Genomic DNA, 23822 nt, shown 5'->3' on the forward strand with positions numbered 1-23822 from the left:
GGTTTCTGATGCATCATTAGCGTCATTTTCCGAAACATAATCCTTGAATGAATAATGTGCCGCTACCATTAAGGTGCCTGTATAGGTCAAGTGATAGGCTTATGCCAATAAAAATATAATTACCTGATCACATAACCTGATTGCTGGACTCACTTTTTGACATAAATAAGCTAGAGGTTTTGTTATAGCTCGGATAGTTTGGATTAGGAATAGTATCAGTAAAGTGACAAGGCAAACGCAAGACCTGATCCGCTCATTGTTAGTGATATTCGCAAACACTATTTGGATGCCACAACCTAAGTATTCTCTCGTAACCCGCAAAAATATTAGCACCTTAATTTGAAGGAAATTCCAAAAATTATTCAACATTTTCAATTAAATACCGTTGTTATGTTTTGTCCACCTCACAAAAATCAGTACTAAAGAATGTTAGTATGCGCATAGTAATTATTGGAGTAATTTGTGAGGAATGTATGTACTTAGATGAGTTGCGAGTAAAAGGCTTTCGTTGTTTTGATGAAGAGTTCAAAATTCCTTTCTCGCCTGGTTTGAATGTTATCGTAGGTGAAAATGGTGCAGGCAAAACCGCTATAATTAGTGCAATTCGGCAATTGTTCCAGGACTCAGAGTCTGGGCGATATAGTATTAGCCAGGATGACTTTTACTCTGCATTCACCCAAGGCTCTCCAATAGCTCCATCTTTCTCAATCAAAGCTCATTTCAAAGGTTTAGACTCAGATGAAAAAGTTGCATTGCTACCTTGGAGTGGTGGTACAGACACTGCTGTCCTAAACCTACAAGCAGAGAATAGAGAAGTCAGAGGAAGATACAAAAAGCTAGTTTGGGGAGGCTCCTCTCGAAGCACACAATTCGATCCTGAGTTACTCGACTTAATTCAATGCATTTACTTGCCACCATTGAGAGATGCTGAATCTAAACTCACCAATGGTAGGCAATCACGCTTATCTAAATTACTCAAGGCAATTAACCGCAAAGAATTAAAAGAATGTAAAAAAAACAATACTCCTCACCCTTTAGAGGAGCAATTCAAAAACTTTAACGACACTCTGGTTACAGATGAAAGCTTGAGCATTAAAGGAGCAAACGAACTTATTACTGAACACTTAGTCAACGCAATAGGTCATCATTTTGGACAGAAAACTCGAATTCAGTTTGCTGAAAGCGACTTTACCAAAATAGCCGAAAGTTTGACGCTCCTATTTTTCCCTGACATGTCAGCGGATGACCAAGATTTATTCCGAAGCTTAAATCAAAATAGCCTTGGATATAACAACCTACTATACATAGCATCAATCCTTGCAGAGCTAACCCTTAATGACGATGATGGAGAAGACGAACAACCCCTGTTTAAATTATTGCTAATTGAAGAGCCAGAAGCTCACTTACACCCTCAATTGCAGATTAGGCTTCTAAATTATCTAAAGTCAGTTGCAGATAAAAATAACAATGTTCAAGTCATAGTCACCAGTCACTCAACCGTCTTGGCTTCTTCTGTGGAAATCGACTCAATAATACACCTATCTAAATCTAGTTCACCAACAGCCACACCGTTGCGTTCATGTGGACTTCCTGACGGAAGTATACAGTTTATCAACCGATGGTTGGATGTAACTAAGTCAAACTTGTTGTTCGCAAGTGGTCTCATTCTTGTTGAGGGAATTGCAGAACAAATGTTGTTTCCCATTCTGGCGAAGGAGGTTCTAAAAGAGCAAAGTGACGGGAAAAAGAATTTAGAAGATCTGGGAGTTTCAACCATCAACCTTAATGGCATTTATTTTAAGCATTTCATAAGACTATATTGCAATTTAACAGGCCTCGAAGATGAAGAAGATCAAGAAGGCGTAAATATACCAGTTCGCTGTGCTGGCGTTACAGATCTAGACCCTCCAAAGAAACAAACTATCCAAGTCGCTAGCGAAGAAAATGAAGATGAAACTATTGATAAAGAAATCGACTTTATTCCACACGATTCACATCTACTTGAAGGCATGAACCATGCTATTAAATTAGTTGATTCAATCAACTCATCTGAACACGCTCGCTTGTTTGTCAGTAAGTATAAGACGCTAGAGTACGATTTGGCTATGGAAGGTAATAACGTAGCAATAATGGCTGAGGTTGTCGCTTCGCTTTGGCCAAAACCTAAAACAGGGAATAGCGATGTAATAGATACTCTCAATCAGATTGCTGGCCAAGAATGGACAACGAAAACGTCTGAGGAAAAATCCGTATCTGCCCACGAAATTCTGAAGCGCATTGATGACGTTAAAGTTGGCAAAGGTATTTTTGCTCAAGTTTTCACCGATAAAATTGAAAAAGAAAAACTAAACATTAGCGTTCCTAAATACATTGAAGATGCCATTCTTTGGTCTTGTTCTCTGGAGAAAACAGAGGAGCAAGAGTAATGTTCGAGTTCACTGAAGAGCAACAGGCTTATATCGAATCAGATATTAATAGACACGTTTTTTTAGAAGCTTGCCCAGGTAGCGGAAAGACTGAAGTAGTAGCAGCAAAAGTAGCTACAGAAGCCAAAAGATGGCGTAAGTATCCAGGAGGTATGGCTGTATTATCTTTTGCAAATAGTGCAACTGACGAATTAAAAAATAGAGTTACGAAATATTTGCCAATTGGACGCAGTCTCTTTCCTCACTTTTTGGGGACGTTCGATAGTTTTATCTACAAGAATATTGTTAACCCTTTAGCAACTCAGTTGACTGGATTTAGCGGGCAAGCTGGTGATTGTACAATTCGCATCATTGAAGGAACTTCAACTTTAGGTTTTAGAACAAGGTGGGGCATAGCTCGTCGCGGCAATATACATGCACATCACTATTCTATGGACTTGAAAAAAGGTGGATATATCTTCGATACTGGGGATTCAATCAAAGATCGAGAACTAAATGCGGTTACCCTTGAAAGCTGGCAAGAAAGAGATCTAAAAGAAACCAAAAATCGAATGCTTGCTGCTGGCTACGCAACTTATAGAGACATTGAGTATTTAGCACTGAAAGCACTTACCGAAGAGAAATTTGAAAAATTTGTTCAACTATTCGCAAAAAAATATCCGTTAATAATTGTCGATGAGTGCCAAGATCTTTCTTTTGAGCAGCTTATGATTCTACAATGTCTCTCAGATGTTGGTATTAAACTGCATTTTGTTGGCGACCTTCACCAAGCTATATATGGATTTAGAGACGTTGACCCCGAGGAGATCAGTAAATTTGTAGGAAACAACGATTTCGTTTCACTTGAGCTAACTAGCAATTTCCGAAGTTGTCAAAATATCATCAACTTATGTGAAAAACTAACAGGTCGTAGAGATATTATTGGGCAAGTTACGTGGTTGGAACCAAAGTGTTTCATTGCCCAGTATGATAGCTGCCCAACGGAACTGATTAGTACATTTGAAAAACTATGTAACGGTTATAAAAACAACACTATTATCTCTAGAGGGCACTCAATCCTACAAAAATTTCAAACTTCTGCTTCGAAGCTAAACAACGTCCAGAAGCTAGCATTAGCAATAAAGCTATTTGACCCCGATGACATGGATGCATTAGAAAAATCCATGACACTATTATCGGAGTTTATTCGCCACCATCTACAAGAGTGCATTAAACCAAACAGTTTCAATTGTCCACAAAGCATAGACTCAAACCTAGCATGGAGAAGGTTTTTATGTTCATCACTTAAGTATTTCACCAATAATAACCTAAAACAAATGACAGGTTCTTGGTCAAATTGGGTACGTAGTGCTAAAACATTAGTTCGAAACCTATCAAGTCAAAAGTTCATCATACAAGAGATTGCCCAAGTCATATCCCCACTAAATAATGTAAATTTGGCATCGCCCTCTGGTCAAGCAGGCAACCAAGTTGACACATTTTTAGGACAAACAACTAAAACAACAACATTGCACCGAAAGACTACAATTCATGGAGCGAAAGGCGAAACACACGATGTCACCATGTTAATTTCAACGGCACGCGCGGGCGGGCAGCCTGGTTCTCATTGGCGCAGTTGGATTGATAGTCAAAGCAGTGAAGCTGCTAGGTTCGCATATGTTGCCTCATCAAGGCCTAAACACTGTTTAATATGGGCTGTGAAAACTTTAAATGATGCTGATAAAACAAGATTAAAAGATATGGGATTTCACTTACTTTAGACATTTACAAAGGTCAAATTCAAAAATTGAGCATATTTTACGTTATCTATATTAATTTCAATATTGTGTTGACCTAACGCATTTTGGGGCTAAGCTGAGTTTACCGAGAGCATAGATTTCTGTGATCATAGATTGCTATGAGCGGTTCTATCAAAGCTCAAACAAGGCCTAACCGCTTCTCAAAATTAGGGTTTTAGTCATGCTGATAAGCATGACAAATACAAAAGTAAAGCGACTAAATCAGTTTATAGTTAACAGCTTTATGAAAATGAGCAGTAACCTTCTGTGTAGTTTTTTCAAATTTCAAGCCGCAATACGGACAATGAATGATGTTAAAAGCAGTTTGCCACAGCAACTCTCCTACCTCATTAAGTTCATGACTTAATTCTAGATCCATTTCTGTTGCGGTTTCAGAGACAAACAAAAACCATTGTTCTTCAGTTGTGTAGTGATCTGTATAGTACACTTGAACTTCCTCAGGCATTTGTTCACATTGATGCTGCTTCGTCATAATATCTATCCCGATTCACATTAAAAGAAACAAAACATTTCACTTTCTTTGACTTGCTCTTTTCGTTTTGATTTGTAACGATTGCAACCATAGAGTCCAGGGACACGAGATTCTTTCTGTGTTTGGTTGCTTTGCGCTGATTGGAGTCTATCCGTTTTAATATGGTATTGACTCGACAACATACAGTTAGCCGATTTTTTATTGGAGAATGATGCGTTTGGTTTAATTCTATGCTGCTGCTGTTCTTCAACAGTTAAACTGTTCGCTTTAAGTAATGCTTCGCAATCTGAGATTAAATAATCATCAAAAGGATTTAAATCAACACTGGGGTTTAAACCATCATTTAAACGACTTTTAACAAGGTTTAGTTTTGGGTTTTTATATACATATTTACGACGATTCATTTTGGTAACCTTTAAATCAATAAGATGCTTAATGCCCTTTTAATAAACCACATTTAAAAACCATTGTAAATATAAAAACAAAAATATAAATCAAACAAAAATTTTTTAATCATTAAAAACTTCCACACTTTTTAAGTTTGGTTTAAAATTGGAGTATTGGCAATTGTACATCTAATAGGAATAAAACTAATGACATTGACTGAAAAACAAGAAGCAGCCATAGAAATATTTAATAGTCGCAATAATATCCGAGGCTTAGAACTATCTCTGGGAGAGTTAGAAGCAATCCGTGATAGAGTTAGCCACGTTATAGATGAGCTTAATACTGCGCAAGAAGTGAAGGCTGTTGAAGCAGCCATACACGCTTTACAAGTAATTGACTTTGAAATCCCTCACGAACTCGAAAAAAAGTATAAAATTTTAACAGGTTCAAAGTCTTCTACCGCAACGAAGCGAAAACCAGCACCACTTGTTAAATTTAAAGTAGGAGAAGATGTTTTTAAAGAAAGATCCCAAGGTAAAGCATCACGTGAACTGGCGGCAGCAATTGAAAGATACAATAGTGAAAATGGTACAAAACTGACTAAGAAAGACTTTAAAACCGATGAAATCGTTGAGGATGACAACCTTTAGTTTAAGAGTTTAAGTCTAAATATCATTAAGTATCACCATTCGTTTACTGGAGTTATGATCACGTACTCATCTATTGAAACTCTCGCTCAAAGAGCGAGTCTACCTACTGATGCATAGTACCTCGCAAGTGGCATATAGATTTAATGCTTAATTTTGAGTGTCCACTTCTCCATTTATTATTATATATACATTTGAGAATGTGGACACATAGGTCGATAGCCATTCAAAGGTTAACTTTTACTCAAAATGAACAACCAGCAAATTTAGCATGCTACCGCATGCATATTTCAATAATTCAATGACAATTAAGAGTTTATGTTTAGGAATACAGGCTCTCAGTGTCCACATCTACATTTCTCTATTATATATACAATACAGAAATGGACACATTGTTATACGATCATAAGTCAAAGTAAGTCATATTTCTAAACTTAAATACACTAAGTTACAACCTGAACAGTTCGTTATACATGGGAGTAATATTATTTAAATAATATTATTAACAACGTAAGAACTCATTTAGCCTTTATATTTTAATTTTAATATCATCGAATATTAAAATTAAAATATAAAAACCAATAACAATTAAATCATTGAAATACAAAGAATAAATAGACATTATAAAAAATATTAAAAAATAGATTGATTTTGTCGTTATTTATTAATTAGAATTTTAAAAACTAATTAATCGAGATTAAATCATGGAATATTATTATAAAAATATCAGCACAGCTACACCTTTAAAAAACAAAAATATTAGACTTCACATTACTAAGAATGAAAAGGATGTTATAAAAGATACCGAAGCACGTGATGACTTAGCTATACGATCTCCGAGTGAAGTACTCATTAATAACCACGTCTACAACCGTTGTGTGAGTTCAATCTGTATTTACGCATCGACTGATTTACACGAAATCATCGATGCCATAGCCACAGCCATCCGATTTAAAAAGGAGTTGCTCATCTCAGGCCACCCGATAGATTTGATCGATATGCTCCCTATATTTCAAGAAGTCTACTTAACGTCTCAGGCATGTAAGCTAGACATCAACAGTGATGAGTTAATAGAGCATGCGTTCAAGCTGCTCAGAAAAGCTGTGCAAACGTCTTCTGCATCTATTGATTTTGTGAAGTCTTTTGCTTCAACATTCTTTGAAATCAGTGACGATGAGATCAATCAGCGTTTACGCTCCGTCAGGCTAAAGGAGAATGAAGCGATCACTCTGTCCCTGAACTTTTCAGAAGCAAAGACGGTTTCCTGTTTAAACAACATCGACTTATCGTTAAACCGAGTTAATGTTATCTCTGCTGAAACAGGGACGGGGAAAACAACGTATGTCATTGATAATTATCTTCGTGATCTTCTGAAAAAGGATTCGAACTTAAGAGTTGCCATCATTGCTCATAAAAACGAAATCAATAATAACATAAATTATAAGATCTCAACGCTGCTACCCAATGCGAAGGAAGCAAATCACAACACTAAGTCATTAAGAAAGCTTGAAGAGGCACAAATCATCGTTTCAACCACAAACTCACTGCCTAACATGCTGCAGTATGTACTCGGCTGCGATTTAGTTATCTTCGATGAGAGCGAAAAAGGCTTCTTATCACTCGACGGTAATCATTATAAAAATGAACGACTGAAAGCAAAATCATTTAACGCTTTAAAAACGGTCATCACCTACGCGAAGCAAGTTATCATGATGGATGCTGACAGCACTAACTGCATCACGGCTGAATTAGTTAAGTCTACAGGAATTCACGATTATCAGTTCTATAAAGTCGAGGGCGGAAAATATTCTGACATCAACATCAACCTCGTGAATAGAGATACCGTACTGAACGCAATCAGGAACGAAGATAACGCTTATCAGGTGATTGCTTTCGATAAGAAAGAAGCTTTGTACCAATATTTGTTTTCGATCGGCCTTAAATCTTCAGGTAAAGGCTGTGCTGAAAAAGCACTGGAAGCTGGGTATCTAGTGGTTACCCGTGATACTTGTAATACTGATGCTGTACGTAAATATCTAGCTACCCCAAACGTTTCATGTTTCTTGTACAAGCAAATCTTATACTCGCCCTACATCGATTCAGCAGTCAGTATCGAAACCAATTACACAGATAAGGTTTTAGTTATATCACATAGCATACTCACACCTAAGGGACTCATTCAGATGGGGAGAAGGTTTCGCCAAGCAAAGGAAATTACTTACGGTATTCAAACCGACAACGTTATCCCCTATGAGTACAAAAACATAGATTCTTCTGGTAAACCAATCAATAGTTCGTTTACTTTCGAACACATGCAGCACGTTATCCATCATATCTCGACGCATACGCGCCATAATATGCCTTTATCTTTAAAGCGCACCGCGACAGCGTTAGGTTTTCGAGTTAACGCTGAAGAATACTACGCAAAACAAGATGCCAATGAATCTCTGCTGCAAAAGCAGCTTGAAGAAGTATACAGGGCCTCAGTTAACGAATCGATTTATAACGCGCCTGAACATGTCACTGACCTGGATGAAGCTAATGAAGTCATTCAATCAGGCCAAGCAAACAACTTGCAACTGAGTGCTGCTGAAAAGAGAGTGATTTCAGAAAGGTTGCATATTCAAATTGATTATTTGACTGACGACGCAATCTCATTTTCTAGAAACAAAGCTTCGTTATTAGAACATTTGCAAGAATATACTGAGTGGCGCCAGACTAAAACATCAGACCAGCCCCTTTTTAATCTGATGAATGTTCTTTTTAAAACTTTAAACATATCTATTGAACGTATTGACCAGAAGCATTCTATCCCTAAATCCAGTTATTATGAAGCTTATGATATCATCAACCAGTTATTAAATGGTAATTCCGCACTCTGTAAAAAACTGAGTTCGATGAATACTATGTTGAAGCCCATCACTTCACAGTCACATTCTGAAGGCTATAAAACACGGGCAATAAATGATTTTCTTTCTAAACTCGGGTTTGACACTGAAGTTGATCATAAAACAAACGGGAATTATAGAAAGTATAACATCTGGTTAAATTCACACGCGTATCCATCGATACTCAATAAACATGATTATTATGAAACTTCACTTGATATAAAACAAGCTATTATGTAATCATTCTGTTCGGTTTTAAGCAATTCTACCTTTTAATCTATGAAAATGATTTTCGAAATGCAGTATCGGCGTAAAGAAAAGTTTATCTATAGACGTGATGAGATCTGCTCAATCTTTAGAAGTGATGATATTGAGCAGATCATTGCAAAAAACGACTACATCGTCAGTATTGATTTTGAGCGATTTGTTTACTTGCGTTCGACATTGCCGCCTGATTTCTTTGACAAACTAGCTTTGTCACTGCGAGAAGGCGAACTGTGTTATATATCTTTCGAAGATGCCCTTTCAAGATGGAGTGTTATCTCTCAGATCCCGATGATTTTAATTCTCGGCACAACGGGTGAATCGGGCTTTTATAAGACTAGATTTGGCAGTATTGAGTTTGTCCATGTTCCTCATAGTCGAGAGTTAATACTTTCAAATACGACCGAACCTTATTACGCCATTCGATTAGCTAAGAAATTTTTTGCTTTTGAAGATTTAAAACGGATTGATAGAAACATGCATCTTATCGATTACGAAGAACTCTATTGTGATGATTAAATAATTAAAATAATAAACCTTCACTTTTTATAGAATTTAATTGACTTTAATCATCATCAGTTATAATTTAAAAACAGACGTGTTAAACACCCCGCGTGTCACTTAATAAATCTACAATAAACGAAGTTTTTGGGGTAAGTTTATTAAGGATTTATTATGCAAAATTTGAAGAGCTATCAAGAACAGTCAAATAATCAAATTTCTTTGATTAACCGCCCTCTATTCACTAGTCATGACATTCGTTTAAACGGCAGAAAGTTACATATCACTTCGCCACTAGACCTGTGCCTTACTTTTGCACAATCTATGGAGCTAGTACTCCTTTCGTATGTAAAATTGAATGATGGTTCTGCTATTATGGCAACCTTTTCAAGCATGCTTCTATGTCAGATTGAAAGTGAGGAAGACATTTTAAACGTAGTGTTTGCTCTCAATAAATCTCACTTTAGAAATATAACTGATAATGGGCAACTTCAACTTTATCTTTTTGATGATGTTGATAACAACTCCGAAATAGATGGTTTCTGTTGTTCCTTCTCAATTAACGACTGGCTAAATCACGTTCAGCCTAATCGAACTTCATAAAATCGTGAACATTTCTCTTTGTTGTTCTTTTCCCAGATTGAACTATGCCAGCGTTTGCAAGCTGGCTTTACTTAGTAACTTACCTGTTTCACTTATAGACTTCAACAAGACCAGCGCCTTCTTTTGCCTGACAAACGTAAATTGATTCTTTCAGGCCCGTCGCAGCTTCATACTTAGATTCAACGGTTGCTTTCACTTCGTCAACCAGCGTTTGCGGAACCAATGCCACTACACAACCGCCGAAACCACCACCAGTCATACGTACGCCGCCCTGCTCGCCAATCACGTTTTTAACCATTTCAACCAGAGTGTCAATCTCTTTGACTGTAATATCGAAATCATCACGCATCGAAGCATGTGACTGAGCCATAAGTTCACTCATGCGTTTAATATTATGCGAACGGAGCGCTTTTGCCGCTTCGACTGTGCGATTGTTTTCAGTGATCACGTGACGCGCACGTTTTGCTACTATTTCATTTAGCTCATAGACTTTTTCGTTGAACTGCTCAATAGTCACATCTCGCAGTGCCTTAACTCCAAAAGTACGTGCCGCCTCTTCACATTGCTGACGACGCGTGTTGTATTCACTATCAACCAGACCACGCTTTTTATTCGAGTTGATGATCACGACCGCCATATCTGCTGGCATTGATACTAGCTCCGTTTCAAGGCTACGGCAGTCCAAAAGCATTGCGTGGTTTTCAAGACCTTCCGCGGAAATCATTTGATCCATGATACCGCAATTACAACCGACAAATTCGTTCTCTGCTTGTTGGCCATTAAGCGCGATTTCCGTCTGGCTGATTTCCAGATTGAATAACACTTTAAACGTTTGACCGATGACAACTTCAAGCGCCGCAGACGAGCTTAAACCCGCACCTTGCGGTACATTTCCGCTGACTGATATATCAGCGCCAGTGAAATAGTAACCACGATCAAGCAAGCACTTCACCACACCACGAATATAGTTCACCCACATTTTGTCTGCTTGAAAAGTGATATCCTGGCTAATATCGAATTCATCCACAGCATTGCCGTAATCAAAAGACACCACACGGACTAGATTGTCGTCACGCTTTGCGGCAGCAACGACAGTTTGGTAGTTAATAGCACACGGCAGGACAAAACCGTCATTGTAGTCAGTGTGCTCACCAATCAGATTGACGCGACCCGGCGCTTGGATGATATGGCTTGGTGCATAGCCCAATACTTGCTCAAAAGAAGCTTTCACATTTTGGATTAGATCTGACATAGTTAAATCTCGGTTTCAAATTGTATTTAGATCCCCGAACCCTTTGTTCATTCGCGCTCGTGAACCACTTGTTTGATTTTCTGTTTTTTAGGTTCTAGGATCCTAGAACCTACTAAATCACTGCTCTTTGTAGTGAACGTAACTTAAATCACGCAGACGCTGTGACGCTTGCTCTGCAGTTAAATCTCGTTGGCTTTCTGCCAACATTTCATAACCCACCATAAATTTACGAATTGTCGAGCTGCGTAATAGTGGCGGGTAAAACAGCGCATGCAGCTGCCAATGGTCAACATCTGTGCCTTCTTCGAAGAACGGCGCGTAATGCCAGCCCATCGAGTAAGGGAAAGAGCACTGGAACAAGTTGTCGTAACGGCTGGTCAACTTTTTGATAGCCATAGCGAGATCATCTCGTTGCTCATCGTTCAACTCACACATGCGGCGAATGTGTGTTTTTGGAAGCAACATGGTTTCGAATGGCCAGGCCGCCCAGTAAGGTACAACCGCAACCCAGTGTTCGGTTTCAACAACAATTCGTGAGCCGTCTTTTAACTCAGCCTGAACGTAATCAACCAGTAGGTTGCTTCCTTTCTCTTGGTAATACGCTTTTAGGTTATGCTCTTTACGTTCGATCTCATTAGGTAAAAAGCTGTTCGCCCAAATCTGCCCGTGTGGGTGTGGTTGAGAACACCCCATGGTCTCACCCTTGTTTTCAAAAGCTTGAACCCAGATGAAATCTTTACCTAACTCTTCAATTTGCTCATTCCATGTATCAATCACATCCCGAATTTTATTCACTGGTAGTTCTGGCAACGTTTTGCTGTGATCCGGTGAGAAGCAGATTACTCGGCTCAAACCACGTACCCCCTGAGTTTTGAATAATGGGTTGTCCGACTCAGGTGCATCTGGTGAATCCACCATCAGAGCCGCAAAATCGTTATTGAACACATAGGTTCCTTGGTAATCAGGGTTCACGTCACCTGAAATACGTTCGTTGGTCGGACAAAGGAAACACTTGCCGTCGTAAGTCGGCAGTTCGTCCATCGCAGGCTTTTCATCAGCACCACTCCATGGACGTTTTGCCCGGTGTGGTGATACCAAAACCCATTGACCAGTCAACGGGTTGTAACGACGGTGTGGATGATCCACTGGATTAAATTCAACATTCGACATCTTATTTACTCAACTTTCAAAATACGTTCTTTTCACTGCACATCTCGATGAGACTGGATCTGCAGATCGGCTTAAATTACTCAGCGGAATAACCTTGAGGATTATTTGATTGCCATAACCAGGTATCCGCCGTCATTTCCGTAACACTACGTGTTGCTTTCCAGCCAAGGTCTCGCTCTGCCTTTTCAGTGCTCGCCCAACACTCAGCGATATCACCGGGTCTGCGCTGGCAAAGCTCGTAAGAAACTGGATTACCACAAGCCACGCCAAATGCCTCAACCATTTCGAGCACGCTTGAGCCTTTACCTGTACCGAGGTTATAAATGTGTAGTCCTGACTTTGCGCCTACGGATTTGAGTGCAGCAATGTGGCCATCAGCTAAGTCCATAACGTGGATATAGTCACGAACTCCCGTACCATCCGGTGTTGGGTAATCGTTTCCAAAAACAGACAGTTTTTCACGACGACCAACGGCAACTTGGGCAATAAATGGCATCAGGTTGTTTGGAATACCTTGTGGATCTTCTCCCATAGTGCCAGACGGATGAGCACCAACTGGATTAAAGTAACGCAGCCAAGTGATACTCCAATCATTTTCAGCATTGAACAGATCACGCAGACACTCTTCCACCATGTATTTACTGCGGCCATATGGATTGGTAGTTGTGCCAGTTGGCGAATCTTCAGTGATAGGTACGATGTCCGGGTCGCCGTAAACCGTTGCAGATGAACTAAACACAATACTTTTTACGGCCGCTTTACGCATGCTGCGTGCCAATACCAGTGAGCCATTGACGTTGTTGTCATAATATTCCAATGGTTTAACGACCGACTCGCCCACCGCTTTTAAGCCAGCAAAGTGAATCACAGCTTGGATTTCGTGTTTCGTAAATACCGAATCCAGGAAGTCTTCATCCCGAACGTCGCCTCGATAAAACGTAGGTTGCTTGCCTGTTAACGCTTCAATTCTGCTGAGAACTTCGACCTTGGCATTGCACAAGTTGTCAATGATGATTGGATCCATTCCCGCTTCAATCATCTGCACGCATGTGTGACTGCCGATGTAGCCCAGACCACCTGTAACAAGAATTTTCACTTTTGCTTCTCCTTGAATAATTTCAAATTAGTTAGTTTCGTAGTTAAACTTTGAAAACCGCCACGTCTTTCGTTAGTGCTGAAGAAACTCGGCTGATATCTCCATGAACACTCGCGATAGCATTTGCACTGTGAGTAATTTCATCGCTCAAAGATTTAGACAGCTCAATCTCCGAGTTCAGCTTCTTCATCATTTCACACTGAATATCTGACGCTTGGGAAATGCCAGAATTGATGGTATTGATTTCACTAACGGCACTCTCAACCAGTTGAATTTGATCAATAACTTCTAACGTACGATTTCGACTTAGCTCGCTGCTTTTTAGAACTTGAGACATTTGTCCAATAAGTTGCTCCGACGAGTCGGAAAACTGAACAAGAAATTCATCAATCTCAATGGTGCTGCTTCGAGTTTTCGACGCGAGCATTCGAACTTCTTCAGCGACAACAGCAAAACCCTTTCCTGACTCACCAGCTCTTGCAGCCTCAATGGAAGCATTTAACGCTAATAAATCAGTTTGATCGGCAATTTTCTGAATAGAACTTAGAATGCTACTGATCCCCTGAGAGACAGTATCCATCACGCCGATTGAGGAAGATATTTTGTCAGTGTTCTCACCTAAGGTGATCACAATATTTTCAGCAATATTGCCTTTAACGACCGCTTCACTCACCCGACTACTTACTTGCTGCGCTAACTCCATTGCTTGTTGAGTTTGTTGCTGAATATCTAATGATGACAGTCGAATATCATTTATAGCATCAGACAGACTCTCACTTTGCTTGCTGTAACGGGAGACAGTAGAAACATTCCGTCCAATTTGAACATCAAGTTCTTCTCTGGCGCCGTTTAAAGCGACGTTTGACCTGGATATTTTTTTAAATAAAGCCTGTAGATTATCTATAAAACAATTCACTGAGTTAGAGATATGGCCTATTTCATCTTGGCGATTAATATTAATTCGTTGGGTTAAGTCCGCATCATGACCTGCCAAATTCTCCACTAAATTCTTTAACTTAGATAGCGGGTTTAATTGAAAATTAAGAATTATCAAACTAATAACCAGCATAATAAAAGCGCAAAGTGACATATACTTTGTAATATCTTGGTTTATACCATCGATAATCTTTTTGATATATCTGTAGTCAATATACGAGCGTAAATACCAATTTGAACCAGCAACAGTAACAACATCAGTTTGCTTTAATTCTAAATTTAACTTTCCAGTTGAATAAATAGAATTGCTTTGTTCATCGAGTAGTTCAAAGTAAACGCCTGGAACACTATAGCGCTGTATAAGTTCCCCAATCAAACTCAAGTTGATAGTGAAAAAATCTACTACACTATGTTTCTTTTTCGAAATAATTACTTTTGCCTGACCACTTTCAGAAAAAATTTGTGTTATTTTTATGCCTTCTTGATGGTCACGAGCCAAATCGATATAATATTGGGATTGCTCTTTATCTAAGCTTCCTTTATCACTTAATGCAGTCTTATTGACAAGCTTGACAACTTGTTCATAACCTAGTTTTTGCTTAGTATCACGAATACCAATTACGCCAAAATCAAGGCTCTCTATCACCGATATATCGCGTTCGATTGACTGTTTAATTTCACTGCTAATCAATCTTACATTGCTAACCATACGACTGTCGTATGAGTTATTGATGTAATCACCAATAATATATTTAACACTAAAGTAAGCAGTTACGATAGTAATTATTAATGATATTCCAAATAAGATTATAATCTTATTTTTTAACGACAGTGGTTTCATACATCAGTCCATGTAAAAAGGCTCTTGAAATGGAAATATAGACATATTTTCCGCCCCCTCCGGCTGAATACGACCCAATTCAAGAGCAAATGGCAAAGGATTTCGATGTGATAGGCCAGAATGGAGCTAAACAGGCCTATCTAAGTAGTAAAATGGCAATTTCTATTTATTACCACCAAGCCTCAATTTGTACACCGTAGTTGATGGTGTCGTTGCTCTTATTGTTGTCAAATGAGTCGCCCTCATTGTCTTTCAAATAAGTCGCAAAGAATCGGATTTCTGGACGAGCGAAGAAAGACTCTCCCGTTGAGATGGCGTGTGCGATAGTGAATTTTGTGCCACTAAACTTGTCTTCGGAGCCTGAATCCCAAGTTTTTTCTTGGTCAAAGTAGCCGACCTCTAACATAGTCTTATTGTATGGCGACCAGTTGTAAGTTGGACGAGCTACAAATGAGAACAACTCTTCCTTATCTAACCAGTCCCCATGATCTTTCACGTTACCGTAAGTTAGAACATGGTTGATCACGACATTCTCGCCTAAGTTCAAATCACCAGTACTGATAAAGCGGAACCCTTTTGCATCGCTGACATCACCACTCCAGATGTCATACCAGCCCCCCCCTTGTGAGATAGCGTTCTGTGCAAGTCCTTTGTCCATATATTGGAGCACAAACTTGTTATACCCCAATGAAAAACTCTGGCTAAGTTCAGCAGTTAACATTAAACCGTTATCGAAGTTCTCAGCGGCGTCTTCTTGCTCATCCGTTGGGTTAACCATTGCATAGTCAACACCGAATTCAGTCCAGGAGCCTTCCCATGGGCTAAAGCCAGCGTAACGTAAATCTAAGAAGTAAGTATTCAAATCTCCGTAACTCGTTTTATTGCCAGTATCATCCCACTCGGCCAACTCATTATCGGCTCGGATAACCGCTGCTGAAATCGCACCGGTATTTAACTTGATGTTTTCGATACCCACACCGTAGCCAGAAATATTCCAGTATTTAGTGTCTATAATGTGGATATCATGACGTTGATAAAAGCGTTTACCAGCCCAGATAACGGCATCAGGAGAAGATGGGATATAGCCTTTAGCTTGAACATTTAACTGCTTAATACCAAAGTTGGCACTGTCATCTTTACTATTTTCAGACTCTAGGTTCCCCTCCGATGACATTTCAAACATACTTTCAAAGTACATTGAACGACCATCTGCATTAAATAACTCTTGGCCTAATCCAATTTCCGAATAAGTATCAAACTCATTACCCAAGCGACCCAATGTCGTTTTATAAAACTCATCTCCTCCTTTGGTACCGCCTCCATCAGCACTGGCTCCCAAACCAGCACGTACGTAACCGTAGAAATCGACTGCTGAAACTTGAGTGGCGAATAAAGAACCTAAAATAGCGACTGTCAATGTTGCTTTTTTCATTTTAATTTCCTTTTGTATTACTTTTGAGTTATTGGCTGGGTAAATATCGCCATATCCTTTGTTTAGGCAATACTTACCCGTAAGATGAATTTCATCTTATTTTTAAATATTGTTATTCATTGCCCGCCTAAATAATCAGGCGGGATAGCTATTTATAATTTCTGATAACGATGACTTGATAGGGTTGAAGTTTAATATTCTCCTGAATATCGTCACCTGTACTTGCATTTATCCAATTCCCGTGCGGAACTTTCAAATCTCGCGGATCATTCAAAAAGTTCATAATGAACAAATAGCGAGACTGTTCATCTTCACGAGTTGTCACTGACACCCCGTAAGGCACGTTTTCAATTGGCTTGCGGATTCCATGTAAATTAGCAAGAGAGATGTAAAATAACTCGTTAAACTCTGTCTCTGTACGTGCAGCGATGTAATAAGCACAACCTTTACCAAGCTGGTTCTTAGTAATGACCGGACAAGCATCAAATAGATCCTCACGGTAATAAGCCAGAGCGTCTGCCGTCTCTAAATGAATATGTTCCATTAAGTGCTTGGCCTTAAATTCACCACTGAAGCCAAAACCAGAGTGCGTTTCCATTTCAAACAATACGCGTTCATGGTCATAGAGTGAGTCAATCTCTTCAGTCCAAATACCCAACGTGCGGCGCAATGGGCTGCCTTCTCCACCAGGGAAACCTCCCAAGAAGCACAGGTCATTCTGATCAACGATGCCACTCCAATAAGTCGCGACTAACGTCCCACCCTGCTCCACAAATGCTTCCAGACGTTCTGCTACGCCAGGTTTTATTAAGTACAGCATAGGTGCAACAATGATCTTGTAAGGAGTAAAATCACATAGCTGCTCTATAATGTCGCAGCTAATACCTTGCTGCCAAAAACCTCGATAATGGTCACACACGGTTTGCTCGTAGTGCATGCCTTCATTGCGAGGACCTGAAGCATCATCCATTGCCCAACGGTTTTCCCAATCAAAAATGATCGCCACTTCGGCCTGCGTGTTCGTTCCCGCCACATCATTAATTTGTTTAAGATACTCACCAACGGCTGTCACTTCTCGACCAGTGCGAGTATTTGCATGACCAACGTGGTCGATCACCGCACCATGGAACTTCTCTACAGAGCCGCGGCTTTTTCGCCACTGGAAGTACTGAACAGAATCAGAGCCATGAGCGACTGCTTGCAATGAGGAAAGCAGATGGACACCGTCTTTTTTGAGCTTAGTGATTGGCTGCCAGTTAGTTTGGCTTGGGGTTGATTCCATGAGTAAAAATGGCTGGTTTTTCAGTGTGCGCATCAAATCATGGTACATCCCGGTATAGCAAGCGAGCGCAACTTCATCGCCGTCACGGTGCCAAAGCGGATAGCTGTCCCAAGAAACAACATCAATTGACTTTGCCAATTCCCAATAGTTGTAGTCGTAAAAGTACTCCATGAAGTTTGCCGTCGTAGGCAGATCAGGATTAATCGACTTGAGCGGTGCAATCTCGTGCTCACAGAAGTTCGAGACGCGGTCAGTACAGAATCGTTTCCAATCTAACTTCAGTGCGTGAACGGAGTTCTCACCAACGGGAGATGGTGATTCAATTTGTTCCCAACTGGTGTAAGTATGACTCCAGAACGCACTCCACCACAGCTTATTAAGATTGTATAGGGAGCCGTATTTGTTTTTCAGCCACAAACGAAACTCTTCTTGGCAGTAATTACAGTGACAATCGCCGCCATATTCGTTTGAAACGTGCCAGCCTATCACCGCAGGATGTTGACTGTAACGTTCAGCCAATTTAGCGTTCATGATGCTCACTTTCTCACGGTAATTCGGTGAGCTGTAACAATGGTTATGACGTTCTCCATGCAGTTGTTTAATACGTGCGCTGTTGACTCGAAGGACGTCAGGGTATCGTTCAGACAACCAGGCAGGACGCGCGCCACTCGGTGTCGCCAGGAATACAGAAATCCCATTGTCTGCCAAGTTATCCAGTACGTTATCGAGCCATTCAAACTGAAACTCACCTTCAACAGGCTCAAGAGCAGACCAACTGAAGATACCGACAGACATAACGTTACAATTCGTCTGCTTCATCAGTTCAATATCTTTCGCTAAAATATCAGGTCTGTCTAACCATTGCTCAGGGTTGTAATCTGCTCCATGGAGCAAGCCTTTTATCTTTGGAATGATGTGTTTTTTATTGTTCATTATTGACCTTTAAATACTTTCAATGACGGTAGTGCGTTACCTTCAAAATCAAACAGTGCTTGGTTCTCCCATGAATTGCCCATGTCCCATTTGTCCCCGCTATAGTCCATGCCAGCGCCTGTTGACCAGGTTGCCCCATCGATTGGTAACCATGCGGGTTCCCAGTAATAAATCCCTAAACCTAGTTCGTTAGGCAGTTCATTCAACAGCGTCATGATGTCAGCCAGGTATTGCGCCTGGCCCTCAATTGACACACTGTAGCCCTCAATCGGCCCCGCCTCGGAGTAGCTATTACCTAACGAATCACCATTCTCAGTGGTAAACGGGAAAGACGTTTCGACCAAGACAACAGGCTTGTTGTAGCGACTGATGACGTCATTCATATTGGCTTTTACTTTGTCAATTGGGCCGTGCCACCACGGGTAGTAAGACATACCAATCACATCAAAATCGACACCACGCTGGGTGATTTCATCAAACCACCAACGGAAAAGACCGTTATCACCGGCTTCAGCGAGGTGCAACATGATTTGAATGTCTTTACCACTGTCGTTGTCGTGAACCGCTTGGATGCCGGTTTTTAAAAGCAGTGACAGGCGGTCGAACTCCTTACCATCTTGACCCCAACTCTTACCCTCCGGCCAAAGCATGCCACCATTCAGTTCGTTACCAACTTGAACCATGTCTGGCACGACACCCGCAGCTTGGTGTGCTTTCATCACCTCTGCTGTATAGTCGTAGACTTTCTGTGTTAGGTTCTCAAACGTAAGTTGCTCCCACTCTTTTGGCTTTTGTTGCTTTTTAGGGTCAGCCCAAAAGTCGCTGTAATGGATATCAAGCAGGAATGACATACCGTTTTCTTGTGCGCGTTTACCAAGCTCAATGGAACGCTCTAACGTGTTATTACCGCCACCAAATACATCACCAGTGGCTGACATTGGGTCTACCCACAAACGTGCGCGAATAGAATTAACTCCACTATCTTTTAATATTTTAATCAGATCTTTTTCATTGCCAACTTGGTAATATTTCCCACCCAATTTTTCTATTTCAGGCAACATGGAGATATCCATACCACGAATAAAATCAGCTCTCAGTGTTGGAGCAGTTATAACAGGAGCAGTTATAACAGTATTATCCACATCAGCATTAATATCAGAGCTGTTATTATTTGAAGTATTTACAGATTGACAGCCAGCCAAAGCCACTGCCGCACTAATAAGTGCAACCTTAAATTTTGTATTCATATTTTTCTCTCTAGTATTAGCCTTTTGTACTACCTGCTGTTAAGCCAGATACAAAGTATTTTTGTAGTGATAGATAAAGAAGCGCTACAGGTATTGAAATAAGCACAGCACCCGCTGCATATGTGGTATAACTCGCCCCCATTTTTTCTACGACCAAATTATATAAACCGATAGGTAACGTATAATTTTCAGGTGTTCTTAGAATAGTTGTAGCGAGAATAAAATCGCCTAGAGGACCCGTGAAAGAGAATAAGGCTACTACTGCAATAATTGGTTTTGAAATAGGCAGTATGATTTCCAAAAAAATACGGATATTACTCGCACCATCCATTTTTGCTGATTCATCCAGGTCTTTCGGTATCGCGTCCAAGTAACCTTTCATTAAATACGTGTTCATCGGGATCATGCCACCAACATAAACCAGTACTAATGCAAGATGGCTATTAATCAATCCCAACATCTGAGCTAAGACAAATATCGCAATTAGGGCGGAGAATTGCGGGATCATCTGCAACAGAAGGAACAGCATTAGACCATTTTTCCTTCCTTTAAAGCGAAAGCGTGAAAACGCATATGACGTACATGACACACTGATCAGCGTTAGTACCATGGTCAAAAAGCTGATTTTCAAACTATTCCAGAACCAGGTCAGGTAAGCTACTTTGTCATTAGCAAACAAAGTGGCATAATGACTCAGAGTCGGGTTATCCGGGAATATGGACTCACCCATGATACTGTTACCTGGATAGAATGACGCTCCAACCGTCCACACTAACGGGTAAATAATGATCACTGATACCAACAAAATTAGGCCGTAACTCAATGTCAATCGGATGCGATTACTACGTTTAATACTCATATTTTTATCTCGCTTCTTCTTTGAATGACTTGGTCATACGGAATTGCCAAAGAGCAATGCCCACAACAAAAATCGACAGTAATAAAGTGATTGCAGATGCAATACCGTATTGCGATGAGGACATCGTCAGTTTATAAATCCATGACACCAAGATATCGGTGCCGCCCGCGTTACTACCAATGACAGCAGGACCACCATTGTTAAACAGATAAATAATATTGAAGTTGTTAAAGTTAAACGTATATTGAGTAATCAAAATTGGAGCGATTGAGTACAGAACCAGCGGTAAAGTGATGGTTCTTAACTGCTGGAGTTTACTTGCACCGTCCATCGTCGCAGCTTCATAAAGATCATTAGGGATCGCCTGTAGAACCCCCGTTGTCATGGCGAATACAAATGGGAAACCTAACCAGGTTTGGATCATGATGAGCGCGACTTTCGTCCAGAATGGGTCTGTCAGCCAAGCTTTAGGCTCAATACCAAAGAAGTCGAGAATCACGTTGTTGATGACACCAAAGCTGTCGTTAAACATCCCGGTAAAAATAAGGATGGTAACAAAGCCCGGTACCGCCCAAGGAAGAATAAAGATAGTACGGATCAGAGGCTTAAATTTAAGGTCTTTTTGGTTAACCAGAATCGCCAAAAGAACCCCGACTGTACATTGCAATGTTGATGCAACTAATGTCCAAACGACCGTCCACTGCAACACATCGATAAAGGTGTTACGCCACAAGTTAATTTGGAAAATGTTGAAGAAGTTCTTCAATCCAACCCAGTCCACCAGCTTCGCAGGCGGTGAGTTGTAAAGGTTGTAGTTAGTAAAACCAATCGCAAAACCAAAGATGATCGGAAACACAACAACAAAGACTAAAAGGATAAAACCCGGACTTATCATCAGATACGGGAAGCCAGCATTGATGACATTGCGATACTGAACACGAAGTGAGTTCAGTGGGCGGCCTTCATCAAGCAGTTGACCGTTTTTGTAGGCGTCATTAATGCTGAGTACATAAACCGCTAAACCAAATACCACCACTAGCGAAGCAATAATGCCTTCTGCGAGTAGGAAAACTGAGTTGTCCTCTGGTAGGTTTTCGCCAAGTGTGACAAGCCCCCACATACCGTGGGAAATAAAATCACGAGTTACTGCATAAAAACTTGTTAGCAAGATGAAGAACATCATGCCTTTTACAAACTGTCGATTATAAAACTGGCCAAAGCCAGGAATTACTGAAAATAAAGAGGCAGTAAACCGTTGGGATCGATACAGCCCCGAGTTATGCTCAAAATGTTCACTCATGTCAGACATCACTTACAACTCCATTTCGGAAAACTTCTGGCGTCTGTCAGCCCCAGCCCAAGATGGTTATATAGGGCCGACAATTGCTTTCGCCAGAACAATATCTTTAAATTATTGGCCCATCATTGCGTGGTTAGCTTCTATTTGCATATTGATGCTGTCTACTGCAGAGTCGAGTGCACTTTTCGCATCTTGTTTATTCGTTGCAATCAACTGAAGTGCGCTGTTCGCAGGGCCCCACACTTCGTTCATTTCAGGAATGGAAGGCATAGACGTAGCGTGAATGGATTGCATCGCCACTGCACTTGCACCTGGGTCATTCTTGATAACAGGATCGTCTACCAATTTTGTCACTGCCGGAACCTCTCCAGTTAATTCAAAACGGCGCTTCGCATTGTCATAGTTATTGACGAACGTAATAAACTCTTGCGCTAATGGTTTGTTTTTCGAGAAAGTGGAAATGCTGTAACTCTTCACGCCCATAAATGACCCCATTTGCTCACCAGATGGCAATTTTGGAAGTGGGGCTACACCATAGTTGATCCCTGCTTCTTTGTAAGGCTGGAGCGCCCAAGGACCAGTTTGAACAATCGCTGCTTTGCCCGACGTGAATAGTGAATCGATAGCATTAAGCCCGTTATTACCAATGATGCCTGTAGGGAATACTTTAGAGTCATAGAACTTCTGAATGAATTTCGCGCCTTCTACTGCCCCTGGAGTATTCAATAATATTTTATTAGGATCATACGAACCGTCGTCTTTTTTAGCGAAAACATCACCACCCATACCGTTTAAAATTCCGTAGGTGTAATAAAGCTCATCCCATTTTGCTAGCAAACCGTATTTATTTTCTTCGCGAAACTTCTTAGACAGCTCAAATATTTCGTCCATCGTTTCTGGTAGCTCAGCAATAAGATCTTTGTTGTAAACCATAAATACGGTTTCAACGGATTTTGGCAAGCCGTATAGCACGCCATTGTAAGTCAATGCGTTAATAGAAGATTGACTAAATGTATCGGTAACGGCTTTATCGACCTGAATTGGAGCAAGTAAACCTTGGATAACCGCCCCACCGATCTGATCATGTGGGATCAAGACGACGTCAGGGCCAGTACCTGCTGGGCCATCCATGCGCAGAGATTCGACCTGACCGCCATATGGCATTTCAAGCACATTCACTTTCACATCATGTTTCTTTTCAAACGCTGCGACCGCCTCTTCATTACCCAAAGACTTTTGAATGTCTTCCCAGACTAATAAGGACTGCTGCGCTAACGCCATTGGCGAACAAAATAGAGCGGTAACTGCAAGAGCAGATAGTTTTTTACTAAATTTATTATTATCCATAAAGTTTCACGCCTTTTCGTTTTGGTAAAAATAATTTATGGTGCAAATATGCTCCTTTGTGTTATTTTTTCCATACAGGCTATTCATTGATGTGATTTAAATCACTAAAGCTAGCAGTTATTGTGATTAATCAGACAAGT

Annotated in this window: 18 protein-coding genes; 6 read left to right on the forward strand and 12 right to left on the reverse strand. The window is 40.3% G+C overall.

Annotated features, from left to right (window positions below; all coding sequences use genetic code 11):
- Nucleotides 1-434: 434 nt before the first annotated feature.
- Both ACF8OV_RS05470 and ACF8OV_RS05475 read left to right on the forward strand, forming a co-directional pair.
- Nucleotides 435-2426 (forward strand): ATP-dependent endonuclease, encoded by a 1992-nt coding sequence (locus ACF8OV_RS05470; protein WP_228490434.1) that lies wholly within the window; start codon nucleotides 435-437, stop codon nucleotides 2424-2426.
- Nucleotides 2426-4186 carry a UvrD-helicase domain-containing protein gene (locus ACF8OV_RS05475; protein WP_025789567.1) on the forward strand — a complete coding sequence of 587 codons (1761 nt, stop codon included), beginning with the start codon at nucleotides 2426-2428 and terminating at the stop codon, nucleotides 4184-4186. The genes ACF8OV_RS05470 and ACF8OV_RS05475 overlap by 1 nt, the downstream gene beginning before the upstream one ends.
- A gap of 235 nt (nucleotides 4187-4421) precedes the next feature.
- Here the strand turns inward: ACF8OV_RS05475 and ACF8OV_RS05480 are convergent, their stop codons facing one another.
- A complete protein-coding gene (locus tag ACF8OV_RS05480; RefSeq protein WP_006071685.1) occupies nucleotides 4422-4697 on the reverse strand; it encodes a hypothetical protein in 276 nt (91 codons plus the stop codon).
- 20 nt (nucleotides 4698-4717) lie between these two features.
- A complete protein-coding gene (locus ACF8OV_RS05485) occupies nucleotides 4718-5101 on the reverse strand; it encodes a hypothetical protein (protein ID WP_025789568.1) in 384 nt (127 codons plus the stop codon).
- A 189-nt stretch (nucleotides 5102-5290) separates the two neighbouring features.
- Here ACF8OV_RS05485 and ACF8OV_RS05490 point away from each other — a divergent pair, with 189 nt between their 5' ends.
- The 4 genes from ACF8OV_RS05490 (at nucleotide 5291) to ACF8OV_RS05505 (ending at nucleotide 9987) form a co-directional block, all read left to right on the forward strand.
- Nucleotides 5291-5734: a hypothetical protein gene (locus tag ACF8OV_RS05490; protein WP_025789569.1), complete on the forward strand. Its 444-nt coding sequence runs from the start codon at nucleotides 5291-5293 to the stop codon at nucleotides 5732-5734.
- 701 nt (nucleotides 5735-6435) lie between these two features.
- On the forward strand, nucleotides 6436-8859 hold the full coding sequence (locus tag ACF8OV_RS05495) for a DEAD/DEAH box helicase family protein (protein WP_025789570.1): 2424 nt from the start codon (nucleotides 6436-6438) through the stop codon (nucleotides 8857-8859).
- A gap of 57 nt (nucleotides 8860-8916) precedes the next feature.
- Entirely contained in the window at nucleotides 8917-9402 is a 486-nt protein-coding gene (locus ACF8OV_RS05500) for a hypothetical protein (RefSeq protein ID WP_033007198.1), read from the forward strand.
- A gap of 156 nt (nucleotides 9403-9558) precedes the next feature.
- Entirely contained in the window at nucleotides 9559-9987 is a 429-nt protein-coding gene (locus ACF8OV_RS05505) for a hypothetical protein (RefSeq protein ID WP_025789572.1), read from the forward strand.
- 88 nt (nucleotides 9988-10075) lie between these two features.
- On the opposite strand, the gene galK is transcribed toward ACF8OV_RS05505, so the two are convergent.
- The 10 genes from galK to ACF8OV_RS05555 all read right to left on the reverse strand — a co-directional run bounded on the left by galK (nucleotide 10076) and on the right by ACF8OV_RS05555 (nucleotide 23682).
- Nucleotides 10076-11239: a galactokinase gene (gene galK / locus ACF8OV_RS05510; RefSeq protein ID WP_025789573.1), complete on the reverse strand. Its 1164-nt coding sequence runs from the start codon at nucleotides 11237-11239 to the stop codon at nucleotides 10076-10078.
- 117 nt (nucleotides 11240-11356) lie between these two features.
- Nucleotides 11357-12409, reverse strand: coding sequence for a UDP-glucose--hexose-1-phosphate uridylyltransferase (locus ACF8OV_RS05515; protein ID WP_025789574.1), 1053 nt, complete (start codon nucleotides 12407-12409; stop codon nucleotides 11357-11359).
- Between the two features lie 76 nt (nucleotides 12410-12485).
- On the reverse strand, nucleotides 12486-13505 hold the full coding sequence (gene galE, locus ACF8OV_RS05520) for a UDP-glucose 4-epimerase GalE (RefSeq protein WP_025789575.1): 1020 nt from the start codon (nucleotides 13503-13505) through the stop codon (nucleotides 12486-12488).
- Nucleotides 13506-13548: 43 nt separating this feature from the next.
- Nucleotides 13549-15282 (reverse strand): methyl-accepting chemotaxis protein, encoded by a 1734-nt coding sequence (locus ACF8OV_RS05525; protein ID WP_025789576.1) that lies wholly within the window; start codon nucleotides 15280-15282, stop codon nucleotides 13549-13551.
- Nucleotides 15283-15451: 169 nt separating this feature from the next.
- A complete protein-coding gene (locus tag ACF8OV_RS05530; protein WP_031501606.1) occupies nucleotides 15452-16714 on the reverse strand; it encodes a maltoporin in 1263 nt (420 codons plus the stop codon).
- A gap of 148 nt (nucleotides 16715-16862) precedes the next feature.
- Nucleotides 16863-18929: a beta-galactosidase gene (locus ACF8OV_RS05535; RefSeq protein ID WP_025789578.1), complete on the reverse strand. Its 2067-nt coding sequence runs from the start codon at nucleotides 18927-18929 to the stop codon at nucleotides 16863-16865.
- A complete protein-coding gene (locus ACF8OV_RS05540; RefSeq protein WP_025789579.1) occupies nucleotides 18929-20176 on the reverse strand; it encodes a glycosyl hydrolase 53 family protein in 1248 nt (415 codons plus the stop codon). Before ACF8OV_RS05540 ends, ACF8OV_RS05535 begins: the two co-directional genes overlap by 1 nt.
- Nucleotides 20177-20192: 16 nt before the next feature.
- Complete coding sequence (locus ACF8OV_RS05545) at nucleotides 20193-20906, reverse strand: sugar ABC transporter permease (protein WP_269465938.1); 714 nt, start codon at nucleotides 20904-20906, stop codon at nucleotides 20193-20195.
- 133 nt (nucleotides 20907-21039) lie between these two features.
- Nucleotides 21040-22344: a sugar ABC transporter permease gene (locus tag ACF8OV_RS05550; RefSeq protein ID WP_025789581.1), complete on the reverse strand. Its 1305-nt coding sequence runs from the start codon at nucleotides 22342-22344 to the stop codon at nucleotides 21040-21042.
- Between the two features lie 102 nt (nucleotides 22345-22446).
- The gene (locus ACF8OV_RS05555) at nucleotides 22447-23682 is read right to left on the reverse strand and encodes an extracellular solute-binding protein (RefSeq protein WP_025789582.1); all 1236 of its coding nucleotides are present in this window, start codon (nucleotides 23680-23682) and stop codon (nucleotides 22447-22449) included.
- Between the last annotated feature and the right edge of the window lie 140 nt (nucleotides 23683-23822).

The organism is Vibrio sp. GLN_1, from assembly GCF_043106015.1.
Classification (GTDB): Bacteria; Pseudomonadota; Gammaproteobacteria; order Enterobacterales; family Vibrionaceae; genus Vibrio; species Vibrio parahaemolyticus.